At 39.2% G+C, this 13,086-nt stretch carries 15 protein-coding genes and 1 other annotated feature; of the genes, 13 read left to right on the top strand and 2 right to left on the bottom strand.

Translation table 11 applies throughout. The features are described from left to right. Positions 1-6: 6 nt before the first annotated feature. From MKX72_RS14160 to MKX72_RS14130, 7 genes are all read left to right on the top strand, one after another. Complete coding sequence (locus MKX72_RS14160; RefSeq protein ID WP_028412960.1) at positions 7-1,188, top strand: NupC/NupG family nucleoside CNT transporter; 1,182 nt, start codon at positions 7-9, stop codon at positions 1,186-1,188. Between the two features lie 148 nt (positions 1,189-1,336). Then, positions 1,337-1,951: an AmiS/UreI family transporter gene (locus MKX72_RS14155; RefSeq protein ID WP_013057473.1), complete on the top strand. Its 615-nt coding sequence runs from the start codon at positions 1,337-1,339 to the stop codon at positions 1,949-1,951. Between the two features lie 42 nt (positions 1,952-1,993). After that, positions 1,994-2,238, top strand: a binding site (T-box leader). A 67-nt stretch (positions 2,239-2,305) separates the two neighbouring features. After that, on the top strand, positions 2,306-3,535 hold the full coding sequence (locus tag MKX72_RS14150; RefSeq protein ID WP_033579333.1) for an MFS transporter: 1,230 nt from the start codon (positions 2,306-2,308) through the stop codon (positions 3,533-3,535). Positions 3,536-3,613: 78 nt separating this feature from the next. Beyond that, on the top strand, positions 3,614-4,036 hold the full coding sequence (locus MKX72_RS14145) for a DUF4275 family protein (protein ID WP_033579332.1): 423 nt from the start codon (positions 3,614-3,616) through the stop codon (positions 4,034-4,036). Between the two features lie 270 nt (positions 4,037-4,306). Next, positions 4,307-4,654, top strand: coding sequence for a DUF805 domain-containing protein (locus tag MKX72_RS14140; RefSeq protein ID WP_028412962.1), 348 nt, complete (start codon positions 4,307-4,309; stop codon positions 4,652-4,654). A gap of 51 nt (positions 4,655-4,705) precedes the next feature. Then, positions 4,706-5,062 carry a DUF805 domain-containing protein gene (locus tag MKX72_RS14135; protein ID WP_028412963.1) on the top strand — a complete coding sequence of 119 codons (357 nt, stop codon included), beginning with the start codon at positions 4,706-4,708 and terminating at the stop codon, positions 5,060-5,062. Positions 5,063-5,263: 201 nt separating this feature from the next. Continuing rightward, a complete protein-coding gene (locus MKX72_RS14130; RefSeq protein WP_186808517.1) occupies positions 5,264-5,401 on the top strand; it encodes a hypothetical protein in 138 nt (45 codons plus the stop codon). 33 nt (positions 5,402-5,434) lie between these two features. On the opposite strand, the gene MKX72_RS14125 is transcribed toward MKX72_RS14130, so the two are convergent. Beyond that, on the bottom strand, positions 5,435-6,511 hold the full coding sequence (locus tag MKX72_RS14125; RefSeq protein WP_033579331.1) for an LLM class flavin-dependent oxidoreductase: 1,077 nt from the start codon (positions 6,509-6,511) through the stop codon (positions 5,435-5,437). 320 nt (positions 6,512-6,831) lie between these two features. On the opposite strand from MKX72_RS14125, the gene MKX72_RS14120 reads away from it, so the two are divergent. The 6 genes from MKX72_RS14120 (at position 6,832) to MKX72_RS14095 (ending at position 11,848) form a co-directional block, all read left to right on the top strand. Continuing rightward, on the top strand, positions 6,832-7,644 hold the full coding sequence (locus MKX72_RS14120) for an amino acid ABC transporter substrate-binding protein (RefSeq protein ID WP_155008003.1): 813 nt from the start codon (positions 6,832-6,834) through the stop codon (positions 7,642-7,644). Between the two features lie 150 nt (positions 7,645-7,794). Next, positions 7,795-8,604, top strand: coding sequence for a hypothetical protein (locus MKX72_RS14115; RefSeq protein ID WP_028412966.1), 810 nt, complete (start codon positions 7,795-7,797; stop codon positions 8,602-8,604). 180 nt (positions 8,605-8,784) lie between these two features. Beyond that, on the top strand, positions 8,785-9,696 hold the full coding sequence (locus tag MKX72_RS14110; RefSeq protein ID WP_155008004.1) for an NAD(P)/FAD-dependent oxidoreductase: 912 nt from the start codon (positions 8,785-8,787) through the stop codon (positions 9,694-9,696). A gap of 111 nt (positions 9,697-9,807) precedes the next feature. Continuing rightward, positions 9,808-10,086 carry a hypothetical protein gene (locus MKX72_RS14105; RefSeq protein ID WP_049165106.1) on the top strand — a complete coding sequence of 93 codons (279 nt, stop codon included), beginning with the start codon at positions 9,808-9,810 and terminating at the stop codon, positions 10,084-10,086. Between the two features lie 252 nt (positions 10,087-10,338). Next, positions 10,339-11,340: a DUF3231 family protein gene (locus MKX72_RS14100; protein ID WP_155008005.1), complete on the top strand. Its 1,002-nt coding sequence runs from the start codon at positions 10,339-10,341 to the stop codon at positions 11,338-11,340. A gap of 160 nt (positions 11,341-11,500) precedes the next feature. Further along, entirely contained in the window at positions 11,501-11,848 is a 348-nt protein-coding gene (locus MKX72_RS14095) for a DUF805 domain-containing protein (RefSeq protein WP_155008006.1), read from the top strand. A 32-nt stretch (positions 11,849-11,880) separates the two neighbouring features. Here MKX72_RS14095 and MKX72_RS14090 read toward each other — a convergent pair whose 3' ends face one another. Then, complete coding sequence (locus tag MKX72_RS14090; protein ID WP_155008007.1) at positions 11,881-13,065, bottom strand: iron-containing alcohol dehydrogenase; 1,185 nt, start codon at positions 13,063-13,065, stop codon at positions 11,881-11,883. Positions 13,066-13,086: the final 21 nt, after the last annotated feature.

Below are 13,086 nucleotides of genomic sequence, written 5' to 3'. Positions count from 1 at the left end.
GATACTATGAAATATTTAATTGGCATCTTAGGGTTACTCGTTGTCTTTGGATTAGCGTATCTTGCAAGTAATAACCGTAAAGAAATCAAATATAGACCAATCGTTATTATGGTTGTGATTCAGCTTCTTTTATCAGCTTTACTTCTAAACACGAAGTTTGGCTTGATTATTATTAATGCGATTGCCAGCGTTTTTGGAAAGCTGCTTTCATACGCAAATGAAGGCGTAGAGTTCGTATTTGGCGGAATCGCGAATAAAGGATCAATGCCGTTTTTCTTAAACGTGCTGCTTCCAATCGTTTTTATCTCTGTCTTAATCGGGATTTTACAGCACTTTAAAATTCTTCCTTTCATTATGAAATGGATTGGGTTGGTTCTCAGTAAGATTAACGGAATGGGAAAATTAGAGTCTTATAACGCAGTAGCTTCTGCCATTGTAGGTCAGTCAGAAGTATTTATTACCGTTAAAAAGCAATTAGACAAACTGCCGCCAAACCGTTTATATACGCTTTGTGCATCAGCTATGTCGACTGTTTCAATGTCCATTGTCGGTGCTTATATGACAATGATTGAACCAAAATACGTAGTAACAGCAATTGTGATTAACTTATTTGGCGGATTTATTATTTCTTCTATCATTAACCCTTACACAGTAACGGATCAAGAAGATATTTTAGAGGTACAAACAGGTCATAAGCAAACGTTCTTCGAAATGCTTGGCGAATATATTATGGACGGATTTAAAGTAGCGATTATCGTAGGTGCGATGCTGATTGGTTTCGTTGCGCTGATGGCTGCGATTGATAACGTGTTTGAAATGCTGTTTGGTCTGTCGTTCCAGCACCTGCTTGGCTATGTGTTTGCACCGTTTGCATTCATCATGGGTGTTCCTGCTTCAGAAGTAGTAGCAGCGGGCGGAATTATGGCAACAAAACTTGTAACAAATGAATTTGTGGCAATGATGAGTCTTTCAGATATGGCTTCAACATTCAGTGCTAAAACACTTGGAATTGTATCCGTATTCTTAGTATCATTTGCTAACTTCTCATCAATTGGAATCGTGTCAGGAGCGGTTAAAGGCTTAAGTGAAAAGCAAGGAAATACAGTAGCGCGCTTTGGTCTTCGTTTACTGTATGGAGCTACGCTTGTAAGCGTACTGTCAGCGATTGTTGTCAGCTTCATTTTATAAGTGTAATAGAAACAGAAAGAAAAGCAGTTTCCTTTTCAAAAGGAATTGCTTTTTCTTTTTTACATGTAAACCATAGCTCCGCGCATCCTAAAGAAAAACATCGACACAGAGGAGGACAAGAAAAGCTGGGGGCTTTTCTTACTGAAAAATGGATCAAATTGGACTGTTGCTGTCAGGTGCAGCTTTATTTTTAAACGGACTCATGCTGCTTGGAAAAGCAGATGAAAAAAACGTAGGCGTATTTAACTTATTTGTTGGAGCTTTTCAAGTTATTGTTCCGTTTTATTTAATTATTACGTCAGATCAAAGCAACTGGATTTTGTATGAAAGAACGGCAATCTTTTTATTTGGCCTTACGTATTTATATGTAGGCGTGACGGTATTAAAGGGAATGCAGGGAACAGGGCTTGGCTACTACTCACTTTGGGTATCGATTATCGCTTTAGTGTACGTGACGGTTTCTCTTGTTCACTATCATGACGTCGTAAACGCCATTACATGGATTCTTTGGTCGTTTTTATGGTTTTTATTTTATGTGCTTAATACGAGCAAAAAAGATGTATCTGCATATGTAGGGAAAGTGGCGATTGTACAGTCGTGGGTTACTTTAACAATTCCAGCGCTGTTTTCGCTAACGGGCGTATGGGGAAATAAAGATATGTACAATATGTGGGGAATCGTGCTGGTAGCTTCCATCATTTATTTTGTATACGTAGGATACCGACTATTCTTTTCTCAGCCGAAAAAAATGATTTTGAAATAAAGTATTTACAAAAAATAGATAATAATGGTAAGATGTTAGAAATTAAATGCCATGAAGAGAAAAGTAGACAGCGCGTATTCTTAGCAGAGAGCTCCGGAAGCTGAAAAGGAGCAAGAAAAACGCTGTTGAAACAAGCCTCTGAGCAGCGCATTGGATCTAACGTGATAGTGCGACGGCTGCTTCCGTTACAAAGCTAGAGTATAAGCGAAAGCCGTACTCGACAAGGTTTATATGGCGACATATGAACAAACTAGGGTGGCACCGCGATTCATAATCTCGCCCCTAAGACACATGTCTTGGGGGTGGGATTTTTTTATTGACAAAAATCAATAGTGAAGCGGAGGCCTTTCTTTTATGAAAAGTAAGCTGTTGTCTTGGAAATACCCGTGTTTATTGCTGTTTGGAATTGGCACTAGCAATATCGGCGACTGGATTTATTTGATCGCTTTAAATGTCATGATGCTTGATATGACGAATTCGCCGCTTGCGATTTCAGGGCTATACATGATAAAGCCGCTTGCTGCGCTATGTACAAATATATGGTCTGGAAGCTTAATTGACCGCATGAACAAACGGAAGCTTATGATGGTTTTAGATTGGATGCGCGCCGGGGTCATTGCTTGCCTTCCGCTCTTCTCATCCATACTGATCATTTATGTGCTGGTATTTATCATCAGTATGGCAAGTTCGATGTTTCGTCCGGTATCGATGGTCTATATTACAAAGCTTATTCCAACTGAAAAGCGAAAAAGATTTAATTCGCTGCGCAGTTTGATTGACTCAGGAGGCTTTCTTCTTGGTCCGGCCGCAGCAGGTGCGTTATTTATGGTTGGAACGCCCGCATTTGCTATCTATGCCAATGCTGCAGCGCTCGTGTTGTCAGGAATGGTTACTTTATTAATGCCGAACTTAGATATAAAAACAAAAACTAAAGAAAATAAACTCTCTGTAAACACCATTCGAGAAGATTGGAGAGCGGTGTTTCGTTTCAGTAGAGCCAACAGATACATTATCACCATTTATGTATTGTTCAGTTTCTTAATGGTCATGGCCACGGCAATTGATTCCCTTGAAGTTTCATTTGCAACAAGAGTCATTCATTTATCCGAAAGCGAATACGGATTTTTAGTAAGCGTAGCAGGCGCTGGTATTATGATTGGCGCAGTTATTAATACACTGTTTGCTAAGAAGCTGTCCACGAACTTTCTAATAGGTGCCGGCAGTGTAGGAGTATCGCTTGGCTATTTGCTGTATGCGTGTTCGTCTTCTTTTCAAACCATGGGAGCGGGATTTTTTAGCTTATCCTTTGCGTTAGCTTTTGCAAGTGCTGGTTTTCAAACCTTTTATCAAAACAGCATTCCCGTTGACATGATGGGGAGAGTAGGAAGTATCTATGGGCTACTTGAGTCACTCCTGATTATTATGATGACCTTTCTATGCGGAATGGCTGCACACATTGTTTCAATTCAAGGAGCTGTAATTGGTGGAAGCCTGATCATGCTTTTAAGTACGGTTGTATTGTTTTTGTGCACGTTAAAGCCGGCGTTTTATAAAATAAGTTTAGTCAAAAAACAAGGAATCTAACGCATAGGTACTAATGGACAAATAAGCTAAGAAGCCGATAAAAAGAAATGAATACAGAATAAAGGGTGAGAAAGCACAGTGAAAATGAAAGATGCGTTAAAGAAAAAAGGAATGTTTGTTAAAAAATTATCGAATCAAGGTGAATTCTTCCGGAAGCGGTGGGAAAATGAATTTGCAGATGCTTTAAGCGCATCGCAAAAAAAGAAAATTTATATGGATCAGTTTCTGTGGCATGCGTTTAGCTATGAAAAGCTTCCTTGCTTGCAAGAGGAACAAGCGGTTCAAGCGTTTGAGAACCAAGTTAAGAACGACTGTTATTTGCTGTTTGAGCATGATGAACGAGTGCTGCAGCTATCTAAATGTAAGCATCTAACAAGCGCTGATTTAAGTGAAAATACAAACATGTATTTAGAAGATTTATATGTCGTAGATAAAGACTTTACATGGACTTATGTGATTACTCATGAAAGCTCATGTGGACCTTACTTTTACGGCACGTAAGTAAAGATAGAGCCTGCCGATATTAATACGGCAGGATTTTTGTTATAAAAAAACATTTTATAAATTAAAAGTAATTATAGTAATTAAATGGTTTTTTAACTGAATTTATTGGGTATTTATTACTAACTATTATCCATCTCTCTCCTATATCTATATTACCATTTGGGATTTTTTCAAAAAATAGGATATGAAATTAATTTTTTGTATGCTAAGGTAATTACTGCTAGTAAGCTTGTCTTACAAAATTCGGTTTAAAAAGGAGGTTTTTGTATGAAATGGTATTTACATGTGCTAAAAAATTATGCAACGTTTCAAGGAAGAGCAACACGTAAAGAGTATTGGATGTTTGTCTTATTTAATTTTATTATATGGTGTGTGCTTTCAGCTATTGAACTTATAACAGATATGCCTCCGTTTTTGCGTATAGTTTATCTTGTTGCAGTCTTCATTCCATCCCTTGCTGTGACGGCACGTCGACTGCATGACATAGGAAGAAGCGGGTGGTGGCAGCTCATTACTATTATTCCGATTGCGGGAAGTATTTGTCTATTAATTCTTCTTTGTCTACGAAGTGAGTCGCAGTTAAATCGGTTTGATGTACCTAATAAAGTTGCGTAGGACTTAAACGGTTAGGTAGTTTAATTTAATAAACAAAGAGAGGGTTTAAAAATGTACTGGTATATAAAAGCGTTAAAAAATTATGCGACGTTTCGAGGAAGAGCAACGCGTACGGAGTATTGGATGTTTACATTATTTGCTTATATCTTTATGATCATTCCGTATATCTTGGTTTTTATCGATTCACTTGCAGTATTTGGAGTTATTTTAGTATTACTTTACGGAGCAGCAATGATTCTGCCTTCACTTGCCGTTACTGTTCGCCGACTTCATGATACAGGAAGAAGCGGCTGGTGGTATTTAATTAACTTTGTTCCAGTTATTGGAGGCATTTGGCTGCTCATCTTACTTTGTCAAAGAAGCGAAGTAACAGCCAATATTTACGATACAGACACGCAGGCGTCTTAACCAGAGTAGTTTATTAGTTTAAAAAGTTAGTAAACTAAACGTGCGAATTGTATCTAAATTAAAAAGAGGTTGGGACAAAAGTAATTTAGTTGAAGGGAAATCCGAACTAATTGAGATTCTTGACAGAGAATCCAATTAGTTCGGATTTTTTCATAGTGTGATGGTGACCGTGAATTTTATGTATGTAGATTCTTCTAGCAGTTGATTGGAGGGCAAGGCGAAGACTCCTGCGGGAAAAGCGGGAGAGATGAGACCCCGCAGGAGCACAAACGACGGGGAGGCTCAGCGCCCGCCCGCGGAAAGCGAAGCCTTGCACGGAAATCAACGGCGGTGTCATAAGCGGTTCAGCTCATGTATCTGATTTGTTCGTCTTTAGATTGGATTGATTTCATTATGTCTCAATCTCTTTTTTTCATTTTCCCATACGCTGCTGGGAATTTCTTTTCGAAGAACAGGTGCAATATCACTTGCGAAGCGCTCTAGCTGTTCGCGCTGTTCTGCTTCGCTTAGACCGTCTACGCTGATGCTCAGCACTTCGTTTCCATAAGCATGGTGATAGTCTATTATTTTTTCAATGATTTGCTCTGGGCTTCCTACTAAAGCAGGGCCGTGTTGAACGATGTCTTCTAGTGACGTGAATGGCGATTGATTATGCTTCGCTGCTTCTGTATTGCTAAATGCGTTATAGTACGGGCGATAGCGGCGAATCGCTTCTTCCGTTGTATCAGAAATATATAGGCTGCTCGCCCCCGAACCGACGATGGCTTTGCGTGGGTCATGGCCATAATAAGTAAAACGTTCCCGGTAATGGTCAATCAGCGCTTTATATTTAGCCTGAGGGTGAAAGGAATTGGATGAAAATAGCGGCTCTCCATATTTAGCTGCAAGTTCTGTAGACAGCGGGCTTGACGCGCTTCCATGCCAAACGGGAATAGAAGGCTGAAACGGCCGAGGCTGAGTCGTAACGTTAGTTAAAGGCGGACGATAACGGCCGCTCCACGTGACATTTTCTTCTGTCCAAAGCTGTTTTAAAAGAGCGTATCTTTCAGCAAGAGACTCCCATTGTTCTTCTTCTGTAATGCCAAAAAGCGGATAATGACGCGGGTCATTGCCTTTTCCGATAATCAGTTCAAGCCGTCCACCCGACAGGTGATCAAGCGTTGCGTAATCTTCAGCTACTCGTACAGGATCTAAAATGCTTAGAACGGTAACGGTAGTAAGAAGACGAATGTGTGACGTTTTAGCAGCGATTGCACTTAAAACAACGGGAGGAGAAGAAGACAAAAAAGGAGCTCCGTGTCTTTCGCCGACTCCGTAAGCATCAAAACCTAATTTTTCGGCAAGCACTGCTTGATTTAACACATGCTGAAATTTTTCTTGAGCAGTTAATGTTTCTCCAGTAACCGGGTTCGGGATATTTTGAATAAGACTAAATAAAGCAAATTTCATACGTTTTACCTCCAAAAGATAAAATGCTGGACGACAATAAAAAAAGCAAACGTACACATATTGTCGTGTCCATTTGCCTCCAGTTGACTGGTAGATATGTAGTTTTATTGTTTTATTAGTTGTATCTTAAGCGGTAGACACTGAGCTGTCAAGATAATCTTTTTTTTAAAACCTACTTGATTTATCGGTTAACTAGTATTATGATGTGAATAATCTTACACGAAGTAAGCCCACTGGTTAACCAGAGGCTCTTGATGAAGCAGATGCTTTATCAAGAGCCTCTTTTTATTACATAACATAAGGATTCAGGGGAGGAACATATGAAAAAATATTGGCTGTTTTTACTTTCAATTGTAGTAGCTGTGAGCGTGGCAGGATGCGGAAAAAACGTATCTTCAAGTGCAGGAGAAAAGGAAGAAAAAGATGTTCAAACGATTGTTGTTGGAACGGGCACTCAGTTTCCTAACATTTGCTTTATTGATGATAAAGGTAAACTGACCGGCTATGATGTAGAAGTAGTAAGAGCGATCGACAAAGAGTTAAAGGATTATAAATTTGAATTTAAAACGATGGAATTTTCAAATCTGCTTCTTAGCTTAGAAAGTAATAAAATTGATATGATTGCTCATAACATGGCTCAGAACGCTGAGCGAAAGAAAAAGTTTTTATTTAATGATGAAACATATAATTATTCTCCCCTTTATGTAACAGTTCCTAAAACTCGAAATGATATTCATTCATTAAAAGATTTAGAAGGGAAAAAAATGATTGTAGGAGCTACAAGCAATGCGGCTGTCTATCTAGACAAATATAATAAAAAACACGGCAATAAAATCGATGTAGTTTACGCCGGTCAAGGTGCAGATGATGCTACCACTCAATTAAAAACAGGCCGAGCAGATGCTACGCTTGCGACGCCATTTTCCATCGATTTTAGCAATCAAGCGCTGAAATTTCAGCAAAAAACAGTTGGAGATATTGTGATTAATTCAAAAGTGTATTTTATGTTTAACAAAAAAGACGAAAAGTTAAAGTCGGAAGTCGACCAAGCGATTAAAAAGCTGAAAAAAGACGGGACGTTAAAAAAACTCAGCACAAAATGGCTAGGAGAAGACTATACCGTGCAAAATTGACTATAGCAAAAAAGCAGCTGCCCATACAGCTGCTTTTTTGTATGATATAAATCCAATAGATAGAAGAAACGACCTGCAAAGAAAACAAAAATTAGTGTATAGTAGAGCTATAAGTACTATAAAAGCAGGACCGCAGTAGGAGGCCATTCATTGATTACGGATTTACAGCGCGGAGATTTCTTTCAAAAAGGACATCGTTATCGCAGAAAACAAATTCATAAGCTTTATAAAGGACAGGAACAAAGCGAAATATCAACGCCAAAAGCGCATCCATATATTTTTATTTTCACAAAAGAAAGCGGAAGTGAATACGGAACGGGACACGGATGGAATAAAGATAAAACCGCTTTTTTCTACACGGGAGAAGGCCAAAGAGGATCGATGCAGCTCATTAAAGGCAATAAAGCGCTTCGTGAACATTTTTTATCAGGAAAAGCCGTTTATTTATTTCACTACGTGGAGCCGGGAGTGGTCGAGTTTGTTGATGAAGTGACGTATATCAATCATCAATTAGAAATTATGTGGGATTCAGACGGAGAGCTGCGTGAAGCCATTATTTTTGAACTTGAACGAAATTCCGTGATTGAGGAAAAAGCAGCACAGCTGGATGTTTCAGCTTATTCAACTGAACAGCTTCGTCATATGGCGTTAGGGAAAGAAAAAAAGACAAGTATTTATGAACAAACGGCAGCTCTTGGACAATATGTTCACAAACGCGCAGCGGGTATTTGTGAAGCCTGCGGAGAAAGCGCGCCGTTTATCGCAAAAGATGGAAGCTCCTTTTTGCAAATGTACTATCTTTCAAAGCTTTCAGAGAGCGGACTCGCTAAACCAAAGGACGCTGCGGCACTATGTCCCAACTGTCATAGTCGTCTACGCTACGGGAAAGATAGTGAAGTATATAAAGAAGATTTGATTACTAAAATTAATGAAAAAGAAGCAGGAAAGAAAAATGAGTAATATCGTCTTTTTCATTTTATAAAAAACCGTCTCTAGGCAGGGTAGCTGCCGAGGCGGTTTTTTGTATGTAGAATGACTTCAAAAAATAAAGACAATAAAGCGTATAAAAATAATACAAAAACAGATAATGAGAAACTGAAGCTTTCGTTTAGAAAATAGTAAAAGCTGGGGTGATGTGCTGTGGCAGACAAGTATGACTGTGTCATTATAGGTGGAGGAATTGCAGGACTTCAAGCCGCTATTCAGCTTGGAAGATATAAGCGCAGTGTATTGGTTATTGATTCAAACGATGGACGTTCCAATCTCTGCAAAAATTATCAAAATATATTGGGATGGCCTGAGGGAATAAGCGGGCAAACTCTAAGAGAAACGGGAAGGCAGCAAGCAACAAGCTACGGCATTCAATTTACAGAAGATCGTGTCATACAGTGTCAAAAAGAAATAGAAGGGTTTAACGTCATCACAAACTCTGCGAACTACGAAGCAGCTACTTTATTGTTTGCGACCGGAGTCGTAGACCGGATTCCTTCTGAACTTCAGCAAGAGCTACATCACTGTATGGGAAAAACGGTATATGTATGTCCCGACTGCGACGGGTATGAAGTAAATAATAGAAGGGTATTAGTACTAGGGTCGGGAAAAGCAGGAGCCAGTTTATCTCTTACGTTAACATATTGGACCAACGACATTACATACATTAATCATGACAAAAAAGAGATTGGACCTTTAGCAAATACTTTGATGCAAAAGGGAATTACCTATAAAGAAGGGGCAATAAAAAAAGTCATAGCTGAAGCAGAAATGTTAAAAGGAGTCATCCTCGAAAACAATGAATTTATTTATGGAGAAAGAGGTTTTTTAGCGTTCGGAGGAAATAAAGTTCGAACAGAATTAGCGCATGAGCTGGGGGCAGAACTCCTAGAAAATCAGCACATTATCGTAAATCCGCGTACAAAAGAAACAAATGTTTCAAACGTGTGGGCAGCAGGAGACATTGTGGCTCATTCTGAACAAGTTACGGTAGCGATGGGAGAAGGTTTACAAGCTGCTATTTGGATACACAAACGTCTGTTAGAACTATATGAAAAATAATTATTTTTATAAAAAAGTAAGATTGCATGTTTTGTTTTCTTTCTGTTAGGGAACTGGAAATAAAAGAGAGATAAAACCTGATTAAAAACGAGGAGAAGGAGTGGCAAAAAAGTGGTATATAGTCAAGCAGTAAGAAAACCTGAGTTTCAACAAGCAGAATCGGAAGGGTTAAATGAAGCCATTCACGAGTACATAACTCGTCGTACACGTCACAATGCACCGGTTGTGGATGCGCTTCGATATATTATGACCATTGAACATAAACATGAACGCATGCAGGTAGCAGCAGAATTGTTCGGATCAGCTATTCAGCATGTAAAAGATCAAGATATTGTTCAATATCTAAAAAAATGCGGAAGCTACAAAAGAATTTCCGATACGATGGAATAAAAACGTTTTCTTTGAAAAAGCGCCTTAAATGGAAAGGGGCTTTTTTTGTTTCCTCCATTTAAAAGCAAGGGGAAATACATAGAATTCTTCCAGTTTGTGCATAGTAAATGAAGCAGAATTAATTGAGGAAGAGACAGAGTTTTGTATCTGATTACGTGAATGAACGTTAAAGTAGAATACAATCTTCACTTGTACAGATGCCGACTTTTGAATAAATAGAGCTCTATGTATCCCTAGCAGGAGGTTTAGTGTATGAGTCAAGAAATACCCTTAAGTTCAAGTGAAATTGCTACTCTTTGGATGACCTATCAGCAAAAGACAATGATTCGAAGGATTTTAGAATATTTTATTGTTCAGGCAGAAGATGACAAGGCGAAAGAAATTATGCAAGATACGCATATGCAAGTGGTGAACTATATTGAAGATATCAAAACGATTCTAAAAAATGAAGGGGCAGCCATACCGGTAGGATACACGGAAAAAGACGTAAATGTCGGTGTTCCTAAGCTTTATGATAAAATGTTTGATATTATGTTTCTTCGCCTTTTAAAAGAAATTAGTATGGGTCTACATACGCTGCATTTAACCATGTCCTACAGAAAAGACATGATCTCTTTTTACAAAAAGCTTACGGCTTTCACACAAGATGTGTATGACAAATGTGTAGATTACCTTCAGGAAAAAGACGTGCTTCCAAGACCTCCAGCTGTCTCAGTGCCTAAAAAAGCGAAGTTTGCTGAAGGCACAGATTACATGGATGGAATCCATCTATTTTCGAGTAAACGGGTATTAAATACTGTAGAGGTAGCACATATTTATTACGCTATCGAAAGCAACATTCTTGGCATGCAAATGATTACAGGGTTCGCTCAAGTAGCAAATGAACCTGAAGTGAAGAAGTATTTTGTAAAAGGAAAAGAGCTGGCTAAGAAAGTTGTAAGTAATTATAGCAAAATTCTTCTGGAGAGCGATATTCAGACGCCTGCGACGTGGGGTGCGAAAGCAACCGAGTCAAAAATAGCACCTTTTTCAGATAAACTAATGATGTACTGCGTGAGTTTATTCTGTAGTTTCGGGCTAGGAAGCAACGCTTTGGGCACCGCGTTTAGTTTGCGTGGAGATCTTCCTCTTACACTTGTCAGTACGGCCAAAGACATTTTAACATACGGGCAAGACGGGGGAAAAATCATGGCCAAAAACGGATGGCTTGAGGAACCGCCAAGTATGGAAGACCGAAATGATTTGATTAAATAGAAAAAGCATAATACATCAAGAAAACTTCTTTTTTTAAAGAAGTTTTTTCTTTTGGATAAAAAATGTCGTTATTTGTTTATTTAACGGTTTGTTTTTTGAATAAAAAGGATATATAAACTATAAATTTACAATTATATGATAAAAAAGGAGGATTTTGCAGATGAAATGTTACATAAAGGTGTTAAAAAATTACGGGGTATTTTCTGGTCGAGCAAGCCGAACTGAATACTGGATGTTTGTGTTAGTTAACTTTGTTATTTCATTTATTCTTTCGTTCCTTCAGTTCGTTATTGATAAGCCTCTTTTTCTTCCGGTTATCTATTCGTTGTTGGTTGCAGTCCCATCGTTAGCGGTAGGAGCAAGAAGACTCCACGATACGGGAAAAAGCGGATGGTGGCAGCTCATTACATTGGTTCCACTTATCGGCAGTATCTGGCTAATTGTTTTATTCTGCCAGCCTAGCGATCCAAAAGAGAATCGTTTTGGTACAACGGCCAAAGCAGCATAATTAGAACTCCCCCTTAGGTAAGGGGGAGTTTTTTAGTGGACAGGTTCCACTATAGCTCCATCATAAGCCGATTGGTAAATAGCTCGTATGTCTTTTTCACGAAGAGGCAAAGGACTGCGAGCGAGAATTCGTTTTTGCTGGACGCCATCTTCTGTCAGCTTTTGAAGGGCACTTTCTGGAATATTAAAGCCGCGAAGGGTTTGAGGAATGCCGACGTCTTCAACAAGTGTCTGCAGTTGTTTTACACACTGATAAGAAGCTTTCTCTTCTGATAAAGAAGTAGCGTTTCCGCCTAGTGCTTCAAAAATATCCCGCATTTTTGTCACGCAGCTGCTGCGGATATAGCCCATAACGTATGGAAGCAGTACGGCGTTTGATTCACCGTGAGAAATATGAAACTGTCCGCCTAATGGATATGCAAGTGCATGAACACCAGCAACACCAGCGTTAAAAAAAGCGAGACCTGCTAAATAGCTTCCGTAGCTCATCTGAGTTCGTGCTTCTTTATCTTCGCCATTTTCTACAGCTGTTCTTAAAGAAGAGCTGATCATGCGTATAGCCTTTAGGGCTAAGGCGTCCGTTGCTGGATTTGCATTTACCGATACATAAGCCTCAACGGCATGAGTTAATGCATCAATCCCTGTAGCTGCCGTTACTTTAGAAGGAACGCTCAGCGTAAGCTCGGGATCTACAATGGCGGCGTCTGCAAGCAAATGGTCGTGGGTCACGACGTCTTTGCTGCTTTCAAGAGATAATACAGAAATATTCGTTACTTCTGAGCCCGTGCCGGAGGTCGTAGGAATTAAAATTTTCGGAAGCCCTTTTTCCGTAATTTGTTTCGTGCCAGTTAAGTTCAAATATTCTTCTACAGCTCCGTCATGAACGGCTAAAACGGCCGTAAGTTTTGCTAAATCTAATGCGCTGCCGCCGCCAACTCCAATGACTAAATCAAATTTTCGGCTTTTTGCGTAAGATACGAGTTTTTCACCAAGCGCTAAGGGCGGCTCTGGTGCCGTATCTGCATATACATCTACTTCGTATCCATTTTGTATAAGAGGAGCACTTACTTTATCTACAAGTCCAATGTCTTTTAACACGGGATCTGTGACGATTAAAATATGAGCAGGGTCATATTTTTTTACTTCGGGAAGCAGTTGCTGAAGTGATCCCCATCCTGTGTAGCTAAGAGGGGTGAAAACTAGTTTTGAAATGGTCATTTGTTTGCCCTCCGATTTATA

This window comes from Priestia sp. FSL R5-0597, assembly GCF_038006305.1.
GTDB classification, from domain to species: Bacteria; Bacillota; Bacilli; order Bacillales; family Bacillaceae_H; genus Priestia; species Priestia zanthoxyli.
This window is presented reverse-complemented; position numbering and strand designations above follow the sequence as displayed.

Excerpts from the sequence above, each read along its gene's own strand:
- MKX72_RS14160 (WP_028412960.1), top strand. The coding sequence starts at position 7 with ATGAAATATTTAATTGGCATCTTAGGGTTACTCGTTGTCTTTGGATTA.
- MKX72_RS14155 (WP_013057473.1), top strand. The coding sequence starts at position 1,337 with ATGGATCAAATTGGACTGTTGCTGTCAGGTGCAGCTTTATTTTTAAAC.
- MKX72_RS14150 (WP_033579333.1), top strand. The coding sequence starts at position 2,306 with ATGAAAAGTAAGCTGTTGTCTTGGAAATACCCGTGTTTATTGCTGTTT.
- MKX72_RS14140 (WP_028412962.1), top strand. The coding sequence starts at position 4,307 with ATGAAATGGTATTTACATGTGCTAAAAAATTATGCAACGTTTCAAGGA.
- MKX72_RS14135 (WP_028412963.1), top strand. The coding sequence starts at position 4,706 with ATGTACTGGTATATAAAAGCGTTAAAAAATTATGCGACGTTTCGAGGA.
- MKX72_RS14125 (WP_033579331.1), bottom strand. The coding sequence starts at position 6,511 with ATGAAATTTGCTTTATTTAGTCTTATTCAAAATATCCCGAACCCGGTT.
- MKX72_RS14120 (WP_155008003.1), top strand. The coding sequence starts at position 6,832 with ATGAAAAAATATTGGCTGTTTTTACTTTCAATTGTAGTAGCTGTGAGC.
- MKX72_RS14100 (WP_155008005.1), top strand. The coding sequence starts at position 10,339 with ATGAGTCAAGAAATACCCTTAAGTTCAAGTGAAATTGCTACTCTTTGG.
- MKX72_RS14095 (WP_155008006.1), top strand. The coding sequence starts at position 11,501 with ATGAAATGTTACATAAAGGTGTTAAAAAATTACGGGGTATTTTCTGGT.
- MKX72_RS14090 (WP_155008007.1), bottom strand. The coding sequence starts at position 13,065 with ATGACCATTTCAAAACTAGTTTTCACCCCTCTTAGCTACACAGGATGG.